The organism is Mesoterricola sp. MK458, from assembly GCF_055384935.1.
On record NZ_AP045075.1, the window covers coordinates 2,580,190 to 2,599,548 of the forward strand.

Consider the following 19,359-nt stretch of genomic DNA (forward strand, 5'->3'; position numbering starts at 1 on the left):
GGCAAGCAGGGGGAGGGTGTGGCGGAACATGGCGGGGCTCCTTTTCAGTAGGTCCAGCTCAGGGCGCATCCGGCTTCCTTGGCGACCTTTTCCGAAAGGTCGGGGTCGAAGCGGACATTGAGGTCGCCGCCGGCCCTCACGCGGGCGAGGATGCCCTGGGGGCCGCGGTATTCCAGGTGCAGGGGAAGGTTGCCGTGGTAGAGGCGCAGGAGGGGCAGCAGCCGGCTGGGATACTCCCCCCGGGGCAGCCGGATGAGGGCGCCGGAAAAGCCCTTGCCCTGGAAATCCTCCAGGGGCTCCAGGGACGTGACGAAGAGCTTGATGGAGGTCTGCTCCTCCTCGTCCTCCTCGCCGTTGGCGCCGGTGGTCTCGATCTTGAGTTCCCCGGTGACGCGCAGGAGGGCGTCGGGCAGGGCCAGGTGGCGGAACAGCTCGAAGGGCCGGCCCCGCTTGCGCGTCACGGGGTTGTAGCTCCCGGCCATGAGCAGGGCTTCCACCTTGTCGGTGAGGTCCTCCAGGTAGAGGATCGCCCAGGGTTCGCCCTTCTGGTTGGTCTTGAACTGGACGTTGCTCACCATGACCCCGATGGACACCTCGTCCCGGTCCCGGTACTTGCCGGCGGCCGCGGCCTCCCTCAGGGAGGTGATGGTGCCCACGGTGTGCACTTTGATGGCGTCCTTGAACTCCTCCAGGGGATGGCCCGACACGTAGAGGCCCAGGGATTCCCGTTCGTAGCGCAGGCGGTCCTTGCGGCTCCAGTACTCGACGTCCTCCGGCACGGCCCAGTTGTCGGCGAGGCTGGCCATCTCGGCCTCGTCGAAGAGCGAGACCAGGCCCAGGTCCTGGCCCCCCTTCCCCGCGTTCTCCATGGCGGACGGCAGCCCCTCCAGGAGCGCGGCGCGGTTGGGTTCCATGGAATCGAAGGCGCCGGCCTTGATGAGGGCCTCCCACACCCGGCGGTTGGCCTTCTGCAGGTCGGTGGCCTTGAGGGCGTGGAAGAAGTCCTTGAATCCGCCCTCCTCGGCCCGGGCGGCGAGGATGGCCTCCAGGGCGGCCTCGCCGAGACCCTTGACCGCCGCGAACCCGAAGCGGATCTGGCGGGAGCCGGTGATGGTGAAGTCCAGCTGGCTCTCGTTGATGTCCGGGCCCAGCACGTCCAGGCCCATCTCCTTGCAGTTCTGGATGTACTTCACCACGTCGTCGGTGCGCTGGGCCTTGGTGGACAGGAGCCCGGCCATGAACTCGGTGCGGAAGTTGGCCTTGAGGTAGGCCGTCTCGTAGGCGACGAGGGCGTAGGCTGCGGAGTGGCTGTTGTGCACCACCAGGCCTTCGGCCACGAAATTGTGGTCCTCCTCCACGGTGAGGTCATAGGTTTCGGCTTCCCCCATGGGTTCGATGGAGAGGATGCGGTCCCAGAAAAGATCCGAAGCCGCCTCGCGCGCCAGGGGCTCGGAGCCCAGCACCTCGCCCAGCCTGGCCAGGGTGGAACGCCGGAACCCACGCTTGTTCGCGGATCCCTTCCCGTAGAACTCCTTCATGCTGAGATCGCTCCGGGTTTCCAGCTCATCCCAGGTGATGCCCAGCCTCTGCTTGGCCTCCCTCACATGGATCCGCACCTCCACGGGCACGGTGTCGAGGCTCGTTCGATCCCGGTCCGTGTTGCCGATGTGCCCGTGGAGGACGGCAACCTGATCGGCCCGGCCCAACAGGTGGGGTCCCACCCTGCCCAGGAATTTCTCCAGGGACCGCTCGCCAAAAAGGTGCACGGTGTAGCCTGTGCGGCTGCCTCCACGATAATTGAAAGCCTTCTCGTGGATCCCGGAAAGGATGCCCAGGCGGGCCAGAAGGGCCTGGACGCCCCATGCGAGTTCCCTGGAGGAGGTCGCGTAGTAGGGGACCTTCAGGACCGCATCACCCAGGCACCCGTCGCCCGACCACAGACGGCCTAGGAACAGTTCGATGTCCTCGTCCCGAAGCGTGAATACGCCCGACGGGATGCGCTTGGAATCCGCCTTCAGCCCGAGGAGCCCCAGGGCCTTCGCCCATTCGAACATCCCGCTGCGGGCCCCGGAATGGCCATTCCCTGCCCCGCCAAGCTGGAATCGCGTGTCCTTTCCCGTGCTGACGCAGACTTCCATCCGGCCATTGGGCCGGTGGTCGATGCGAGGAACGGAGGCGGGAAAGGCCTGGGCCGCGGCCGCGAAATCATCAATGAGTGATGGATCGTTATTGAAGAAATAGAGGCACGTCGGATGGCAGGTATTCCCTTCGGAGAGGAGCCCGGCCAATGCGATGATCTCGTGCGACGGCCAGGATTTCCGGGTGGGGACGTTGAGCGCGCGCGGGGCGGCGATGCGATCCCCGGCCTTGAGGTTTTCCAGATTGGCCCATCCCGATACCGTCAGGAAGGGGTGGTTGCCCGTGGCGATGACCTGCTTCCCCTGGGCCGTGGTCAGCCGGAAGACCGGCTTGCGCCCGTTGGAGATCACGTTCTCGACCTTCCGCGCCCTCAGCTTCCCGCAGGCGCCCACGGCATGGATCCTCCAGGGCAGATCCTCGTTGAAGATCTCCTCCACCGTCCGGACCTCGCCGGTGTCCGCATGCATCACGCGCGTGGAGCCGTGGACGCACTTGTTGAAACCGTAGCCCGCGAAGTACTCGATCAGGTCGAACAGTTCGGAGACCTTGTCCCGCTCGTAGCCGCGCAGCACGCCCTGCTCGATGAACTTGGTCTTCTCCTTCGCCATCTTCTCCTTGTCCTTCTTGCCCATGGCGCGCCGGAGCATGTCGGCCTCGCCCAGGGAGTAACCGGCGATGAGGCTGGCGATCTGCATCACCTGCTCCTGGTACAGGATCACGCCGTAGGTGGGGGCGAGGATGGGCTCGAGGGTGGGGAACATGTACGTCACGGGCTCGCGGCCGTGGCGGCGGTTCACGTAGGTGTCGCCCATGCCGGCGCCGAGGGGGCCGGGGCGGAACAGCGCGTTGAGGGCGATGAGGTCGTCGAAGCGGTCGGGGCGCAGCTTGGCCAGCAGCGACTTCATGCCGCCGGATTCGAACTGGAAGATGCCGTCGGTGTCCCCCTGGCTGAACAGGTCGAAGGTCTTCTTGTCGTCGAAGGTCCGGATGAGCGTCATGTCCAGGGGGTGGCCCTGGGTCTGGGCGATGTAGCCCTGGGTCTTGGCGATCTGGGTGAGGGTCTCCAGGCCCAGGAAGTCCATCTTCAGGAGGCCGGCGCGCTCGGCCTCGGTCATGGTGTACTGCACCATGACCTTGCCGTCCTTGTCCCGGCTGAGGGGGGCGAAGCGGGTGAGGTCGTCGGGGGCGATGATCACGCCGGCGGCGTGCACGCCGGTGTTTCGCGCGAGGCCTTCCAGGCGCGCGGAGATGTCCAGGATGTTCTTCACCTCGGGCTCGGAGTCGTAGAGCTCGCGCAGCTTGTCGCTCTGCTCCAGCGCCATGGCCACGGTGATGGGCTTGCCGGGCTCCTGGGGCACGAGCTTGGTGAGGTTGTTGGCGAAGGCGAAGTCCTTCTCGAAGACCCGGGCCACGTCCTTGATGACGGCCTTGGTCTTGAGCTGGTTGATGGTGACGATGTTGCTGACGCGCTCCTTGCCGTAGGCCTCGGTGACGTAGTCGATGACCTTCTGGCGCCCGTCCCGGCAGAAGTCGATGTCCACGTCGGGCATGGAGATGCGCTCGGGGTTCAGGAACCGTTCGAAGAGCAGGTCGTACTGCATGGGGTCGATGTCGGTGATGTGCATGGACCACGCCACGATGCTGCCGGCGGCGCTGCCGCGGCCCGGGCCCACCGGGACGCCCATCTCGCGGGCCTTGCGGATGAAGTCCCACACCAGCAGGAAGTAGCCTGGGAACCCCATCTTCAGGATGGTGTCCAGCTCGAACTCGAGGCGGGCGCGGTACTTCTCCTCGGAGTGCTTGAGGGCCCCGGCCTGCCACAGCACCTGGCATTCCCGGAGACGCTCCTCGAAGGTCTCCCGGGCCACCTGCACGAAGTAGCTCTCCAGGGTGTGCCCGGAGGGCACCGGGAACTGCGGCGTGATGGGCTTCCGGGTGATGGGGAAGAGGTCGATCTTGGAGGCGATCTCCAGGGTGCGCTCGAGCAGTTCGGGGTGGTCCGGGAAGACGGCGGCCATCTCCTCGGGCGACTTCACGAAGAACTGGTCCGTGGAGAAGCGCATGCGCTTGGCCTCGCTCTTGAACCGCTTGGTTCCGATGCAAAGGAGCGTGTCGTGGAGGTCCGCGTCGTCGTGGTTGAGGTAGTGGGCGTCGTTGGTGGCCACCAGGGGGATGCCGGTGCGCCGGGAGAGCTCGAACTGGCTGGGGATGATCAGGCGCTCGGCCTCGAAGCCCTGGTCCTGGATCTCCAGGTAGAAGTCCTCGCCGAACATGCTCTGGTAGTCCCGGGCCACGCGCTCGGCGGCGTCGATGTTGCCCGAGAGGAGCCGGGCCTGCACCTCGCCGCCCAGGCAGGCCGTGAGGGCGATGAGGCCCTCGCTGTTCTCCCGCAGCAGTTCCTTGTCCACCCGGGGCTTGTAGTAGAAGCCTTCCGTGAAGCCCTTGGAGACCAGGTTGGAGAGGTTGCGGAAGCCCACGGGGTTCTTGGCCAGGAGCACCAGGTGGTAGCCCGCGTCCCGCTGGCCGGAGGGATCCAGGCAGTCCTCGAGGCCCTCGGCGTTCAGGGCGGCGTTGTCCAGCTTGCGGTCGTGCCTCGACCGGGGGGCCACGTACACCTCGCAGCCGAGGATGGGCTTGACGGCCCAGTTCCCGTCCTTGTCCGCCGTCTTCTCGCAGGCGTCGAACAGCTTCATCATGCCGAACATGTTGCCGTGGTCGGTCACCGCCACGGAATTCATGCCGGTGGCCCTGCACTTCTTGACCAGATCGGGAATGCGGGTGAGGCCGTCGAGGAGGGAGTACTCGGTGTGGAGGTGGAGGTGCGCGAAGGTCATAGAAGGTCATTGTCGCTTGCCGGGGGCGGGTTGGGGAAAGTTGCTCGAGTGTTGCAGTTGTAAACGAGCAGGCACGGGGCTTGCGCGGAAGAATTAATTAATCATATTTGGGTTCACCCCGATCGCCGGAGGGTCGTGAACCATGTTGAAAAGCCTCACCTGGGGCCTGGCGGCCCTCTGCCTCGCCATGCCCGCCCGGGCCGCGGACCCCTGGTCCAAGGCCGACACCGCCTGGGAGCTCTCCTACGTGGCCATGGTGGCCATGGACTGCAGCCAGAGCCGGCAGATCGAGGACGGGAACCGCTATGAGCGCAACCCCCTCCTGCCCCGCCACCCCAGCGCGAAGACCATCACGCAGCTGTGCATCCTCAACGTCGCGGCCCACGCGGCCATCAGCTACGCCCTGCCCCGGCCCTGGCGCCGGCGGTTCCAGGTGGTCTCGGTGTTCCTGGAGGCGGGCGTGGTGGCCGACAACTACTACCGCGCCGGCGTGAAGGTCAAGTTCTGACCAGGGCCAGGGGGATCACTTCGTCCATGCGGCTCACCAGGTGGATCTCGAGCCCCTCGCGCACCTCGGCGGGCAGCTCCTCCAGGTGCCGGGCGTTGTCGGCGGGGATGACGACGGCGCGGCACCCCATGCGGTGGGCGGCCAGAAGCTTCTCCTTGAGGCCGCCGATGGGCAGTACCTTGCCGCTCAGGGTGAGCTCGCCGGTCATGGCCAGGTCGGCGCGGACGGGAACGTCCGTGAGGGCCGAGACGAGGGCCGTGGCCAGCGTGATGCCGGCGCTGGGGCCGTCCTTGGGGATGGCGCCCTCGGGAAGGTGCACGTGGAGATCGGTCTTCTCGAGGAAGTCGGGCGCGAGGCCCAGGCTGTCGGCGCGCATGCGCACGTAGCTCAGGGCGAGGTTGGCGCTCTCCTGCATCACCTCGCCCAGCTTGCCCGTGAGCTTGAGGACGCCCTTGCCCGGAAGGCGCGCGGCCTCGATGGTCAGGAGGTCGCCGCCGGTGGGCGTCCAGGCCAGGCCGTTGACCACGCCCGGGGCGGGCTGGCGCGACAGGGGGGACTCCAGGAACCGCTCGGGGCCCAGGAGCGAGGGCAGGCGGTCCGGGGTGACGACGGGGTCGAAGGGCCCGGGCTGGAGGCTCTGGCGGGCCAGCTTGCGCAGCACGGCGGAGATCTCCCGCTCCAGCTGGCGCACCCCGGCCTCCTTGGTGTAGGCCTGGACGACCTTCTCCAGGGCTTCGTCCAGGAACGTGATGCCCAGGTCCCCCATGCCGTGGCGCTCCAGGGCCTTGGGAACCAGGTGGGCCTTGGCGATGGCCTTCTTCTCGCCCAGGGTGTAGCTGCTCAGCTCGATCACCTCGAGGCGGTCGTCCAGGGGCAGGGGGATCTGGCCGCGCACGTTGGCGGTGGTGAGGAAGAGCACCTGGCCCAGGTCGAAACCCACGTCCAGGTAGTGGTCCTGGAAGGTGGAATTCTGCTCGGGGTCCAGCACCTCCAGCAGGGCCGAGCTGGGGTCGCCCCGCCAGTCGGAGCCCATCTTGTCGATCTCGTCCAGGAGCATGAGGGGATTGCGCACCCCGCCCTTCTTGAGGAGGGAGATGATGCGCCCGGGCATGGAGCCGATGTAGGTGCGGCGGTGGCCGCGGATCTCCGCCTCGTCCCGCACGCCGCCCAGGGAGAATCGGAGGAAGGGCCGGTTCAGGGCCCGGGCGATGGACCGCGCCAGGCTCGTCTTGCCCACGCCGGGAGGGCCCACGAGGCAGAGGATGGGGCCGCGCAGGGGGGCGCCCGCGTTGCGGTCCCGCAGCCGGCGCATGACGGCGAGGTACTCCAGGATCCGCCCCTTGACCTTCTCCAGGCCCGCGTGGTCCTCGTCCAGGATGCGTTCGGCCTCGTCCAGGTCCAGGCGGTCGTCGGCGAGCTTCGTCCAGGGCAACGCCAGGAGCCAGTCGACGTAGGTGCGGCTCACGGTGGCCTCGGCGCTCTGGGGGGGCATGCCCTCCAGGCGGTCCACCTCCTCCAGGGCCTTGCCTTCGGCCTCCTCGCCCATCCCGGCCTTCAGGATCCGTTCCCGCAGCTGGGCCAGCTCGTCCTTCCTGCCTTCGGGCAGGATTCCCCGCATCTTCTCGCCCAGCACGAAGGCCTTGTGGTCCTTGTCGAGGTTCCCGGCCTCGTCCCGGCCCTCGGCCTGGTGCAGCGCGGCGTCCGATTCCAGGAGCTTGAGAAGGGTGTGGAGCCGCGGCTCGATCTCCAGCTGGTCGAGCACGCCCTGCTTGTCGCGCACGTCCGCGGGCAGCACCGCGGCCACCGCGTCGATGGCCTGGCCCAGGGGGATGGCGGGGTCCAGGTTCAGGACCCGGGCCAGTTCGGGGTTGCGCAGGAGGAAGCCCTCCACCGCCGAGCCGAAGGCCTCCTGGAGGGCGGGCCCGCCCGGAGTCTCGGGCTCGGGGAGGAGCTCCACCTCAGCCTGCACCACGTCGCCGTCGTCCAGGTACCGCTCCAGGCGCACCCGGGCGACGCCCTTGACGCCCACCTTGTAGTAGTCCCGCGGCAGGGGGATGAGGGACTCCACCAGCGCCAGCGTGCCCACGGCGTGGATGGACTCCTGCTTGGGCTGCTCCTCCTTGGGGTCGCGCTGGGTGAGCAGGAGCAGGTGGTCGCCCACCTTGATGCCCAGCTCGAGGGTCTTCACCGAGGCGCGCCGGCCCACCATGAAGGGCACCCGGGCGCCCGGGAAGAGCACCATGTCCCGGATGGGGATGGCGGGGAGGGTGATGGTCTTGCGGAGGGGGTTGGCCATCGTCGGGGTCCCCGGAAGCCTAGCCCGCGGCGGGGATCGGCAGGCTGGCGATGCCCAGCTCCTTTTCCACCATGGCCCGCGTGAGGTGCAGCGTGGCCTTGGAGGTGCGCTCCTCGCTGGGCAGTTCGAACATGGGCTCCAGGAGGATCTGCTCGAGCATGGAACGCAGGCCGCGGGCGCCCAGCTTGCGCAGCAGGGCCTGGTCGGCGATGGTGTCCAGGGCGCCGGCCTCGAAGGTCAGCTCGATGTCGTCCATCTCGAACAGCCGCGTGAACTGCTTGGTGACGGCGTTCTTGGGCTGGGTGAGGATGGCCACCAGGGCGTCCCGGTCCAGGGGCTGGAGGGTGGCCACCACGGGAAGGCGGCCCACCAGCTCGGGGATCAGGCCGAACTTGATGATGTCCTCGGGTTCCACCAGGCGGAGGAGGTTGTCCTTGCTGCCCTTGGAGGTGACCTTGGCGCCGAAGCCCACGGCCTTGGCGCGCACCCGCTGCTTGATGGTGTCCTCGATGCCCACGAAGGCGCCGCCGCAGATGAAGAGGATGTTCGAGGTGTCCAGTTGGATGAACTCCTGGTGGGGGTGCTTGCGGCCGCCCTGGGGGGGGACGTTGGCCACGGTGCCTTCCACCAGCTTCAGGAGGGCCTGCTGCACGCCCTCGCCGGACACGTCCCGGGTGATGCTGGGGTTCTCGCTCTTGCGGCCCACCTTGTCGATCTCGTCGATGAAGACGATGCCCCGCTGGGCCCGCTCCACGTCGTAGTTGGCCACCTGGAGCAGCTTGGTGAGGATGTTCTCCACGTCCTCGCCCACGTAGCCGGCCTCCGTGAGGGTGGTGGCGTCGGCCATGGCCAGGGGCACATCGAGCATACGAGCGAGCGTCTGGGCCAGGAGGGTCTTGCCGGTGCCCGTGGGGCCGATGAGGAGGATGTTGCTCTTGGACAGCTCCACCTCGCTGGCGCCCAGGCTCTTCTGGGGGGTGAGGATGCGCTTGTAGTGGTTGTACACCGCCACGGCCAGGCGCTTCTTGGCGCCCTCCTGCCCGATCACGTAGTCGTCCAGGAAGGCCTTGATCTCCTTGGGCCGGGAAAGGCGGGGCTCATGCTTGCCCGCTGGCTTGCCCTGGCGGCTCATGCGCAGCTGGAGCTGGCCGGCCTCAACGCATTCATTGCAAATATAGGCGTTGGGGCCAGCCAGGAGCTGTTCGACCTCGTTGGGGGCCTTGCCGCAGAAGGAGCACTGCTGGTCACGCTTGGGCTTTGTCATGGGATCTCCCTCCACTGCGTCGTTCATTGTGGGGCCTGCGCGCCCTCCGGGCACCTGGCAATCGCGTGCCGGGCGTCACTGGTGGTGGACGGTGACCAGCCCCAGGACCTCGAAACGCTTGATGCCCGCAGGAATCTTGATCTTCACTTCCGCCCCTTCCTCGAGGCCCACCAGGGCCATCCCGATGGGGGAGCTGATGCTCAGGTGGTCGGGGTGGTCCCCCAACTCCTCGGGCAGCACCAGTTTGTAGGTGACTTCCTTGTCCGAGTCAAGGTCCAGGAGGGTGACCCGGGTGCCGTAGGCCACCTTGTCCTTGGGCAGGCGGTCCAGGTCGAGGCTGGCCACCTCGGCGATGCGCTTTTCCAGGACGACGACCTTGTTCTGGAACATGTCCCTCTTGGCGAGGGCCTGCTCGTATTCGGCGTTTTCCGACAGGTCGCCCTGGGAGGCGGCGCTGGCGATTTCCTTGGGAATGTCGACGAGCAGGGCCTGCTTGAGGGCCTTCAGTTCGACCTCGAGCTTTGCGAGAACGTGCTTGGGCATGGGGAAGTCCAGGGTCGGGGGGCCAAAGCCCCGGGAGGGATTCAACGGCTGTTGAGGAGCCATTCATCAGGAGGTAGCGGCGCCGGGAGGGGGTCGCCCTCGCCGGGCCGGGTCTTGAACCGGCGGTGCATCCAGAACCACCATCGAGGCTCCCGCCGGATATCGGCCTCGATCTTCTGGGTCATGATCTGCGTGGCGGTCCAGACGTCCCGGTCCATGGCCCCGGTCACGGGCACCTGGAAGGGCGGCTCGACCGACACCGTGATGGTGCCGTCGGGGTTGGGCCAGCTCCGGAGCTGGACGACGGGGAGGCCGTACTTGACCGCCAGGAGCCCGGCGGAAGGGAAGGTGGAGGCCCAGCGGCCCAGGAACTTCACCCAGACGCCCGCGGTGAGGGCGTCCTGGTCCAGGAGGAAGCCCACGGCCTTGCCTTCCCGAAGCGCCTTGATGGCCCCGCGGAAGGCCCCGTCCTTGGGGATCACCTCGTTGCCGAAGCGCCCCCGCAGCTGCCGGAGCCGGGGCTCCAGGAGGGGGTTGTCCAGCTCCCGGCCGATGACCGAGAGGGTCCGCCCCAGGGCGCTGAGGGCCAGGGCCGTGGCCTCCCAGTTGCCGTAGTGGCCGGTGAGGACGATGAAGCCCTTCCCCGCGGCCCGGGCGGCGTCGTAGTTCTCGACCCCCACCACCTTCACGCGGCGCGCCAGCTCCTCCTCGTCCATGTGGAGCAGGTGGATGGCCGTGAGGGCCAGGGTGCCGAAGTGCTCGAAGCAGTCCAGGGAGACGGCCCGGACCCCGGCCTCGGTCAGGCCCAGGTCGGCCTTGCGCAGGTTGTCCCGCACCACCGTGCGGTGGCGCCGGTCCAGGGCATGGGCCAGGCGCCCCAGGCCGCGGCCCAGGACGAGGGTGGTCTCCCAGGGCAGGCGGCTGACGATGCCTTCCACCAGGTGGAACAGGCCCGCTTCCGCGCGATGGCGGAAGGAGGGGCGGGTGTCTGCGGAGGTAGGTGCCATATAAAAAAAGGTGCGCCCCGATGGTGAGGCGCGAACGACTAGCGTAGCAGATTCCCGGTCCCGGTGGGATTTCCGGACAACGAATGCGAGACTCATTTTCATCGAAAAAGAAGGAAACCCCCGGTAAAGTGACTTTTCTTACATGGAAAAAACCCTAGACTGGGATTTCAGATTTTCGGATGGAAAGGTCCTTTGATGAACTTGGGAATCGTACGATCGTCGCTGCTGGCCCTGGCCGCTGCCCTGACCCTCTCAGCCCAGCCTTCGGGGCCGGACGCGGCCTGCTTCGCCTGCCACGGGCGCAAGCCCGCCGCCACCGCCAAGGGCAAGCAGGCCCCCTTCGTGGACAAGGCCAAGTTCGAAGCCTCCATCCACGCGGGCAACGGCTGCGTGAGCTGCCATGCGGACCTGGACACCGCCACCCATCCCGCCGTCAAGCTGGCTCCGGTGGACTGCGCCAGCTGCCACGAGAAGCCCTCCAAGACCTACGAAGCCAGCACCCACGGCCGGGCCCGGAAGGCGGGCAACACCGGCGCGGCGGGCTGCGCCGAGTGCCACGGCACCCATGAGATCGTCAAGGCCACCGCGCCCACCTCGCCGGTGCGGCGGGAGAACCTGCACATCACCTGCGGCCAGTGCCACCCGGACGTGGTGGCCGAAATGGACGCCTCGGTGCACGGCCAGGCCGCGGCCGCCGGCATCCGGGAAGCCCCGGTGTGCACGGACTGCCACTCGGACCACGCCATCGAGGGCCTGAAGTCGGCTTCGCCCATGAAGGTCTCCCAGATGGTCTGCAGCCGCTGCCACGGCTCCTCCCGCATGAACGCCAAGTTCGACCTTCCCGACAACCGCGTCACCACCTTCTTCGAGAGCTACCACGGCATGGCCGCCAAGATGGGCTCGGCCAACGCCGCCAACTGCGCCAGCTGCCACGGCTACCACCTGGTGCTGCCGGCCTCGGACACCCGTTCCTCGGTCAACAAGGCCAACCTCGTCCAGACCTGCCAGAAGTGCCACCCCAACGCCAACGAGAAGTTCTCGCTGGGCAAGATCCACGTGGACAAGAAGGAGGTCTCGGACATCGGCAGCAAGGTGGACCACTGGGTGCGCTACACCTACCTTTCGCTGATCATCGTGACCATCGGCGGCATGGGCATCCACAACATCCTGATCCTGCGCAAGAAGGCCCTGGCCGCCCTGCGCGACCCCAACCGCACCGTGGTCCGCATGAACGTCCAGGCCCGCATCCAGCACGCCATGCTGGCCTCCAGCTTCATCTTCCTGGTGGTGAGCGGCTTCGCCCTCAAGTACCCCAACTCCTGGCTGGGCTGGTGCATGGGCTCGAGCGAAGTGGTGCGCCGCATCGGCCACCGCATCGCGGCCGTGGTCATGATCACCGGCGCGGTCGTGCACCTCTTCTACGCCATCTTCACCAAGGACGGCCGGAAGTTCGTCATGGACATGCTGCCCGAGACCAAGGACCTCAAGGACGTGTTCACGCACCTGAAGTACCTCGTGGTGCCCGGCGCGGCCAAGCCCCAGTTCAAGCGCTTCGGCTACGCCGAGAAGGCCGAGTACTGGGCCGTGGTGTGGGGCACCTTCCTCATGGGCACCACCGGCGCCCTCATCTGGTTCAAGATGTACTTCACCCGCTGGATGCCCCGCTGGATCGTGGACGTCTCCATCACCGTCCACTACTACGAAGCCATCCTGGCCACCCTGGCCATCATCGTGTGGCACTTCTACTTCGTCATCTTCGACCCGGAGGTCTACCCCATCAACTGGGCCTTCCTGGACGGCAAGGTGACCCCCCACCACCACCACGAGGAGCACCCCCTGGACCACGTGGGCGAGGCGCCGAGTCCGGATCCGGACGAACCCGCCGAGTGATCCGGACGAATTAATCTTTCAAAAAACGGGCGACCCAAGGGTCGCCCGTTGTCATCCAGGGTTCCCCGGTCGGCTCATCCTTCCTGGGTCGCCTCCACCGCCACAGTGCCCACGGCCCGCGCCAGGTCCTCAGGGGCCAGCCCCACCAGGAAGCCCCGGCTCCCCCCGTTGAGGTAGATCCGCTCCAGGGCGAGGATGCCCCGCTCCACGTACACGGGCATCGCCTTGCGGGTGCCCAGGGGGCTGGTGCCGCCCACCAGGTACCCGGAGTGCCGGGTGGCCACCTCGGGCTTGCAGATGTGCACGGTCTTGCAGCCGATTTGCCGCGCCAGGGCCTTGGTGCTCACTTCCCGGTCGCCGTGCATGAGCACGATCAGCGGGCGGGCGGCCTCGTCCTCCATGACGAGGGTCTTCACCACCGCATGCTCGTCCACGCCCAGCGACTGGGCGGCCACCTGCGTGCCGCCGTGGTCCTGGTAGGTGTACAAATGTTCCGTATAGGGGATCTTGAGTTCCCTGAGCAGACGAGTGGCCGGGGTGGAAGGAACCTTGGACATGCCCCAAGTATGTTGCACTCCGGGTGGGAATGTGACACGGTTGAAAAACCGATGGAGGAGCGATTCCCATCAGTAGGCCGAGGGAGGGTTGATGAACCCGTTGATCTCCGCTGAAAGGGGAGGATCGCCGAAGGGGTTGCGGATCATCGACGCACTCCCTGGACGTCAGGGCTAACACCCGGCGGCTGTCGCGGCACCAATTCGCCGCGGAGTGCCTTAGGACGACAAGCCGGTCCGCCAGGGGCCGGGGAGGGGTCAAGGGTCTTCATCCGTTTCCTGACGGAGGCCCTCGTGACACACCTGCCCAACCCGGTTCCCGCGCCCTCCGGGGGTGCGCGATGATCGTCATGAAGTTCGGCGGCTCCTCCGTGGCCGACGCGCCCCGCATGCGCGAGGTGGCGGCCCTGGCCGCGGCGGCCCGGGCCCGTTCCCCGCTGGTGGTCCTCTCGGCCACGGCCGGCACCACCGACCAGCTCTTCGAGGCGGCCTCCCGGGCCGAGGCCGGAGACCTGCCCGCGGCCCTGGCCCTCCACGCCGCGCTCGTGGACCGCCACCGCGCCCTGGCGGAAGCGCTCATGCCCGGCGGGCTTTCCGGGGAACTGGACGGGGCCCTGGCCGGCCTCGCCGCCGAGCTGGACCTCCTGCTGCGGGGCGTGGCGCTCCTCAAGGAGCTCTCGCCGCGCAGCATGGACGCCATCGCCAGCATCGGCGAGCGGCTCTCCACCCGCATCCTCGCGGCCCACATGGACGCGCCCTGGGTGGACGCCAGGACCGTGGTGCGCACCGACGCCACCTTCGGCTCGGCCCGGCCCCTGGGGCCTGAGCTGGAGGCGCTGGCGGCTTCGCTCCTGGCGCCCCTCCTGGGTCCCGGCGGCCCCGTGGTCACCCAGGGCTACATCGGCGCCACTGCCCAGGGCCTCACCACCACCCTGGGCCGCGGCGGCAGCGACTTCAGCGCCGCGCTGTTCGGCGCGGCGCTGGGGGCGGAGGACATCCAGATCTGGACCGACGTGGAGGGCGTGCTCACCAGCGACCCGCGGGTGGTGCCCGAGGCCCAGCCCATCCCCGAGCTGAGCTTCGCCGAGGCCGGGGAGCTGGCCGCCTTCGGGGCCAAGGTGCTCCACCCCGCCACCATCCAGCCCGCGGTGGACAAGGGCATCCCCGTCACGGTCCGCCACACCCGCAGGCCCGGGGGCCGCTTCACCACCATCACCGCCGAGGTGCGCACGGGCCGGCCCGTCACCGCCCTCGCGCACCGGGGCCCGGTGACGGTCCTCACCGTGGCTTCGGCCCGCATGCTGAACCAGAGCGGCTTCCTGGCCCGGCTCTTCGACGTCTTCGCCCGGCACCGGGTGAGCGTGGACCTCATCGCCACCGCCGAGGTGAGCGTCAGCCTCACGGTGGAGGCCGACGCGCCCCTGGAGGAGCTGATCGCCGACCTGTCGGCCTTCGCCACGGTGGGGGTGGCCCGGGACCGCGCCATCGTGGCCATCGTGGGCGAGCGGCTCAAGCACACCCCGGGCATCACGGGCCAGGCCTTCGGCGCCATGAGCGACATCAACGTGGAGATGATCAGCATGGGGGCCAACGAGATCAACCTGAGCATCGTCGTCGCGGCAGGCGAGGCGAAGGAGGCCGTGCGGCGCCTCCACGCCGTCCTCATCGGGGGAGGTGAGGCATGAGGATCGGCATCTTCGGAAAGGGCCGCCTGGGATCGGCCATCGCCCTGGAGGCCCAGGCGGCCCCCGGCCTGGAGCTGGCCTGGGTGCTGGGTTCCGGGGAGGCGCCCACCCCCGTGGACCTGGCCATCGACGCAAGCGTCGCGGGCGCCGTGGACGGTCACCTGGCCTGGGCCCTGGAAACCGGCGCGGACCTGGTGATCGGCGCCACGGGATGGGCGCTGCCCGGCCTCGAGGCGCGCATCGGCGGGCGCATCGGGGTGCTGGCCGCGCCCAACTTCAGCCTGGCGGTGGCCCTCATGGCGAGGTTCTCCACCATCCTGGGGCGCTTCGCGGCCCTGGACGGGGACCTGGACCCCTACCTCCTGGAGCACCACCACCGCCTCAAGGCCGACGCCCCCAGCGGCACCGCCCGCAGGCTGGCCGAGGCGGTCCTGGCCGGGTTCCCCGCCAAGACGGGCTGGACCCTCGCCCCGCCCGCGCCCGACCAACTGGGCATCTCCGTCATCCGCGCCGGTTCCGAGTTCGGCGCCCACACCCTGGGCCTGGACGGCCCCGCCGAGACCCTGCGCCTGTCCCACCAGGCCCGCTCCCGGGCCGTGTTCGCCCGGGGCGCCCTGCGCGCGGCGCGCTGGCTGCGGGGCCGCAAGGGCCTGTGCACCTTTGACGACTTCGCCCGCGAGATCCTCGACCCCCTTTTCGGAGAACGGCCATGACCTTCACTGGACTCTTCGTGGCCCTGGCCACGCCCTTCACCCCGGCGGGGGAGATCGACCTGCCCGCCTACCGCCGCCTCGTGCGCCACGTGGCCGGCGGCGGGGCCCACCTGGTGGTCCTGGGGACCACCGGCGAGGCCCCGGCCATCCTGGACGACGAGCGGGACGCCCTGGTGGACGCCACCCTGGAGGAGGCCGGTTCCGCCACGGTCATCGTGGGCACAGGCTCCAACGCCACGCGTCAGGCCGCGGCATGGACCCGCCGGGCCCAGGCCCAGGGCGCCCACGGCGCGCTGGTGGTCACCCCCTACTACAACAAGCCCACCCCGGACGGCCTCCGGGCCCACTTCGAGGCCGTGGCCGAGGCGGCCCCCGGCCTGCCCATGATCGTCTACAACGTGCCGGGGCGCACGGGGATCAACCTCACGCCCCAGGCCCTGGCCCGGCTGTGGGAGAACCCCCAGGTGGCCGCGGTGAAGGAGTCCAGCGGCAACCTCGCCCAGATCGCGGAGATCGCCCGCACCCTGCCCGGGGGCAGGACGCTGCTCGCGGGCGACGACAACCTGGCCTTGGCCAGCATCGCCGTGGGCGCCTCGGGCCTCGTGAGCGTCCTGGGCAACGCCCTGCCCCGGGAAACGGCGCGGCTGGTGGCGTTGGCCCTGGAGGGCCGCAGGGAGGAGGCCATCGCCCTTCACCAGAGGCTGCTGCCCCTCATGGACGCCCTCTTCCTGGAAAGCAACCCCATCCCCCTGAAGGCGGCCCTGGAGCTCCTGGGCCTGTGCGGACCCGCCCTGCGCCTGCCCCTGGTGCCGGCCACCGAAGCCACCCGGGCCCGCCTCGCGGCGCTCCTTCCCCGCCGCGGCGAGGTGGCGTGATGGACCAGCAGGCCTTCTATTCCCGCCCCATGGACGCGATCCTCGCCGACCCGGCCCTGCCCCGGGTCTTCGAGGTCTTCCTGGACGCCCTGGAGCGCGGCGCCGTCCGCGCGGCCTTCCCCGACGCTGAGGGGACCTGGCACGCCAACGCCTGGGTGAAGACCGCCATCCTGGCCGGCTTCCGATCCACCGCCACCGCCGAAATGCCGGGGTGGCCCGGGCCCTGCTTCGACCGCACCGCCTACCCCCCCAGGGCCTTCGCCCTGGCCGACGGGGTGCGCCTCGTGCCGGGCGGAAGCGCCGTGCGCCGCGGCGCCTGCGTCGCCCCGGGGGTGGTCATCGTGCCGCCGGCCTACCTCAACGTCGGGTGCTTCGTGGACGAGGGGGCCCTGGTGGACAGCCACGCCCTGGTGGGCAGCTGCGCCCAGATCGGCAAGCGCGTGCACCTGTCGGCCGCGGCCCAGGTGGGCGGCGTGCTGGAGCCCGCCGGAGCCCTGCCCGTGGTGGTGGAGGACGACGCCTTCGTGGGCGGGCTCTGCGGCCTGTTCGAGGGGGTGGTGGTCAAGCGCCGGGCGGTGCTGGCCCCCGGCGTCCTGCTCACGGCTTCCACGCGCATCTTCGACCTGGTCAACGGGCGCGAGATCACCCGCGTGGTGCCCGAGGGCGCGGTGGTGGTGCCCGGCACCCGGCCCGCATCGGGTGTGTTCGCCATGCAGAAGCGCCTGTCGGTGAGCGCCCCCTGCATCGTCAAGTACCGGGACGGGAAGACCGACGCCGGCACCGCCCTGGAGGAGGCCCTCCGGTGAGCCCCGCCGCGCGCCTCGCCCACCTGCGCCCCAGCCCCATCCGGGCCCTTTCCGAAGGCGCTCCCACCGACGCCGTGCCCATGGGCCTGGGGGAACCCGGCTGGGACCTGCCCCTGCCCGCGGTGGAGGCCCTGGCGCGCCTTTCCGGCCCCTGCGCCTACGGGCCCAACACGGGCCTGCCCGAGATGCAGGAGGCGGTGGGCGCGTTCCATGGCCTGCCGGCCGGCGACGTCCTGCTCACCGCCGGCAGCCAGGGGGCGCTGTTCGCGCTGGTACAGGCCCACGCGGATCCCGGCGACGAGGTGCTGGTGCCCGACCCGGGCTTCCTGGCCTACCCCGCCCTGGCCCGCCTCGCCGGGGCCGAGCCCGTGCCCTATGCCCTGGGCCCCGGCTTCGAGCTGGACCCGGACCTGTTCGAGGCCGCCCTGGACGCCTCCCACCGGGCCCGCATGGCCCTGGTGAACCACCCCGGGAACCCCACCGGAGCCGGCTGCTCCCGGGAGGCCCTGGCCCGGGTGGCCCGGGCCTGCGAGAAGCGCGGCGTCCTGCTCCTCTCCGACGAGGTCTACCGCGAACTGCACCTGGGGGAGCGCGCGCCCTCCCTCCTGGAGGTCACCCGGGGCGGCATCGTCCTGGGCTCGGTGAGCAAGGCCTGGGGCGCCCCCGGCCTGCGGGTGGGGTGGGCCCTGGGCGACCCGGCGCTCCTGGCGCCGGCCCGGCTCGTGCACGCGTACATGGTCACCGCGCCGGCCCGCACCTCCCAGCTGGCGGCCCTGGCCCTGGTGCGGGCGTCCGGCGCCGTGCTCGCCCAGGCGCGGGCGCACCTGCGGACGCGGTGGGAGGCCTTCTCGGAGGCCTTCGCGCGCCACTTCGGGCGGATTCCCGGACACGGCGCCGGAGGCTTCTACCACTGGCTGGCCCTGCCGCCGGGAGTCGACCCCATGCCCTTCTGCCTGCGCCTGCGCGACGAGGGCCGGGTGGTGGTGGTGCCGGGGCAGGCCTTCGGGGCGCGCGGCCACGGCTTCGTCCGCCTCAGCTACGCGGGGGATCCCGCCCTCATCCGGGAGGGCGTCCGGCGCCTGGCCCCGTTCTGGAGCACCCCATGAACCTCTTCGCCTTCGATGACGCCGCCTGCGACCGGCTCGCCCGGGAGGGCACGCCGCTGTTCGCCTACAGCCTCGCGGCCGCCGAGGCCCAGTTCCGCGCGCTGCGTGGGGCCCTGCCCCCCCGGGTGCGCCTGGCCTACGCCGTCAAGGCCAATCCCCACCCCACGCTCCTCCAGCTCTTCGGGGACCTGGGGGCCTCCTTCGACTGCGCCTCGGCCGGGGAGTTGGCGCGGGTGGCCGAGCTCGCCCCGGGCCGCATCCTCTACGCCGGCCCCGGCAAGCGCACCGCGGAGCTGGACCTGGCCCTGAGCCTGGGGGTGCGCGTCCAGGCCGAGGGCTGGGAGGACCTGGAACGCCTGGAGCGCCTGGCCCCGGGCCCCGTGGCCGTGAACCTGCGGGTCCATCCCGCGGGCGGCATCCAGGAAGGGTCGCCCATCATCGGGGGCACGGGCCCCTCGGCGTTCGGGGTGGACGAGGAGGACCTCCCCCTGCTGCTCAAGCGCGCCGGAGGCCTGCGCAAGGTGGCCATCCGCGGCCTGCACGTGTTCGCCGCCAGCAACGAGCGGGACGCCGCCAGGCTCCTGGCCACCCACCGGCACGTCCTGGGCATGGCGCGCTCCCTCCAGGAAGCCCTGGGCACGGAACTCGAGCAGGTGGACCTGGGCGGGGGGCTGGGGATCCCGTACGCCGCGGGCGAGGCGCCCCTGGACGTGGAGGCCCTGGGCCGGGGCCTGGGCGAGCTGCTCGCGGCCTGCCCCTGGTTCACGGGCGAGCTTGTGCTGGAGCCGGGCCGGTTCCTGGCCGGCCCCTGCGGGGTCTACCTCACCCGCGTCACCCGGGTGAAGGAGAGCCGGGGCGTGCGGTTCGTCATCCTGGAGGGGGGCGTCAACCACCTGCTGCGGCCCCTGCTCACGGGCCAGGCCTTTCCGACCCGGGCCGTGGCCTCGGGCGGGGCGAAACGCCCCGCGACCCTCGCAGGCCCCCTGTGCACCAGCCTGGACCGCCTGGGGGAGGTGGAGCTGCCCGAGGTGGCCCCCGGGAGCCTGCTGGCCATGGGCATGGCGGGGGCCTACGGCTTCACGGAAGCCATGACGCCCTTCCTGTCCCACCCCGCCCCGCGGGAACGGTGGGAGGCCTGA

14 protein-coding genes and 1 riboswitch are annotated in these 19,359 nt (G+C 69.8%); of the genes, 8 read left to right on the top strand and 6 right to left on the bottom strand.

Going from position 1 to position 19,359, the window contains the following annotated elements; translation table 11 throughout:
* Positions 1 to 44 precede the first annotated feature (44 nt).
* Complete coding sequence (gene dnaE / locus ACZ5LB_RS11255) at positions 45 to 4,973, bottom strand: DNA polymerase III subunit alpha (RefSeq protein ID WP_464602313.1); 4,929 nt, start codon at positions 4,971 to 4,973, stop codon at positions 45 to 47.
* Positions 4,974 to 5,115: 142 nt separating this feature from the next.
* Between dnaE and ACZ5LB_RS11260 the strand changes: the two genes are divergently transcribed.
* On the top strand, positions 5,116 to 5,481 hold the full coding sequence (locus ACZ5LB_RS11260; RefSeq protein WP_464602314.1) for a hypothetical protein: 366 nt from the start codon (positions 5,116 to 5,118) through the stop codon (positions 5,479 to 5,481).
* On the opposite strand, the gene lon is transcribed toward ACZ5LB_RS11260, so the two are convergent.
* The 4 genes from lon to ACZ5LB_RS11280 form a co-directional block, all read right to left on the bottom strand.
* A complete protein-coding gene (gene lon / locus ACZ5LB_RS11265) occupies positions 5,471 to 7,777 on the bottom strand; it encodes an endopeptidase La (protein ID WP_464602315.1) in 2,307 nt (768 codons plus the stop codon). The two genes, ACZ5LB_RS11260 and lon, sit on opposite strands and share 11 nt — an antisense overlap.
* 19 nt (positions 7,778 to 7,796) lie before the next feature.
* Complete coding sequence (gene clpX, locus ACZ5LB_RS11270) at positions 7,797 to 9,041, bottom strand: ATP-dependent Clp protease ATP-binding subunit ClpX (protein ID WP_464602316.1); 1,245 nt, start codon at positions 9,039 to 9,041, stop codon at positions 7,797 to 7,799.
* Between the two features lie 75 nt (positions 9,042 to 9,116).
* Entirely contained in the window at positions 9,117 to 9,584 is a 468-nt protein-coding gene (locus tag ACZ5LB_RS11275; RefSeq protein ID WP_464602318.1) for a GreA/GreB family elongation factor, read from the bottom strand.
* A 41-nt stretch (positions 9,585 to 9,625) separates the two neighbouring features.
* Entirely contained in the window at positions 9,626 to 10,591 is a 966-nt protein-coding gene (locus tag ACZ5LB_RS11280; protein ID WP_464602319.1) for a lysophospholipid acyltransferase family protein, read from the bottom strand.
* Positions 10,592 to 10,786: 195 nt separating this feature from the next.
* Here ACZ5LB_RS11280 and ACZ5LB_RS11285 point away from each other — a divergent pair, with 195 nt between their 5' ends.
* Positions 10,787 to 12,481: a cytochrome b/b6 domain-containing protein gene (locus ACZ5LB_RS11285; protein ID WP_464602320.1), complete on the top strand. Its 1,695-nt coding sequence runs from the start codon at positions 10,787 to 10,789 to the stop codon at positions 12,479 to 12,481.
* A 74-nt stretch (positions 12,482 to 12,555) separates the two neighbouring features.
* Here ACZ5LB_RS11285 and ybaK read toward each other — a convergent pair whose 3' ends face one another.
* Positions 12,556 to 13,038, bottom strand: a complete 483-nt coding sequence (gene ybaK / locus ACZ5LB_RS11290) for a Cys-tRNA(Pro) deacylase (protein ID WP_464602321.1) — start codon at positions 13,036 to 13,038, stop codon at positions 12,556 to 12,558.
* Positions 13,039 to 13,082: 44 nt separating this feature from the next.
* A riboswitch (Lysine riboswitch) is annotated at positions 13,083 to 13,263 on the top strand.
* A gap of 113 nt (positions 13,264 to 13,376) precedes the next feature.
* Here ybaK and lysC point away from each other — a divergent pair.
* From lysC to ACZ5LB_RS11320, 6 genes are read left to right on the top strand one after another with little or no spacing between them, the layout of a single operon-like run.
* Positions 13,377 to 14,720, top strand: coding sequence for a lysine-sensitive aspartokinase 3 (gene lysC, locus ACZ5LB_RS11295; protein ID WP_464602322.1), 1,344 nt, complete (start codon positions 13,377 to 13,379; stop codon positions 14,718 to 14,720).
* A complete protein-coding gene (locus tag ACZ5LB_RS11300) occupies positions 14,717 to 15,433 on the top strand; it encodes a 4-hydroxy-tetrahydrodipicolinate reductase (RefSeq protein ID WP_464602323.1) in 717 nt (238 codons plus the stop codon). The genes lysC and ACZ5LB_RS11300 overlap by 4 nt, the downstream gene beginning before the upstream one ends.
* Positions 15,430 to 16,308, top strand: a complete 879-nt coding sequence (dapA, locus tag ACZ5LB_RS11305) for a 4-hydroxy-tetrahydrodipicolinate synthase (protein WP_464602324.1) — start codon at positions 15,430 to 15,432, stop codon at positions 16,306 to 16,308. The genes ACZ5LB_RS11300 and dapA overlap by 4 nt, the downstream gene beginning before the upstream one ends.
* Before the next feature lie 29 nt (positions 16,309 to 16,337).
* Positions 16,338 to 17,114, top strand: coding sequence for a 2,3,4,5-tetrahydropyridine-2,6-dicarboxylate N-succinyltransferase (locus ACZ5LB_RS11310; RefSeq protein WP_464606307.1), 777 nt, complete (start codon positions 16,338 to 16,340; stop codon positions 17,112 to 17,114).
* On the top strand, positions 17,111 to 18,220 hold the full coding sequence (locus ACZ5LB_RS11315) for a pyridoxal phosphate-dependent aminotransferase (RefSeq protein ID WP_464602325.1): 1,110 nt from the start codon (positions 17,111 to 17,113) through the stop codon (positions 18,218 to 18,220). The genes ACZ5LB_RS11310 and ACZ5LB_RS11315 overlap by 4 nt, the downstream gene beginning before the upstream one ends.
* Positions 18,217 to 19,359 (top strand): type III PLP-dependent enzyme domain-containing protein, encoded by a 1,143-nt coding sequence (locus ACZ5LB_RS11320; protein ID WP_464602326.1) that lies wholly within the window; start codon positions 18,217 to 18,219, stop codon positions 19,357 to 19,359. Before ACZ5LB_RS11315 ends, ACZ5LB_RS11320 begins: the two co-directional genes overlap by 4 nt.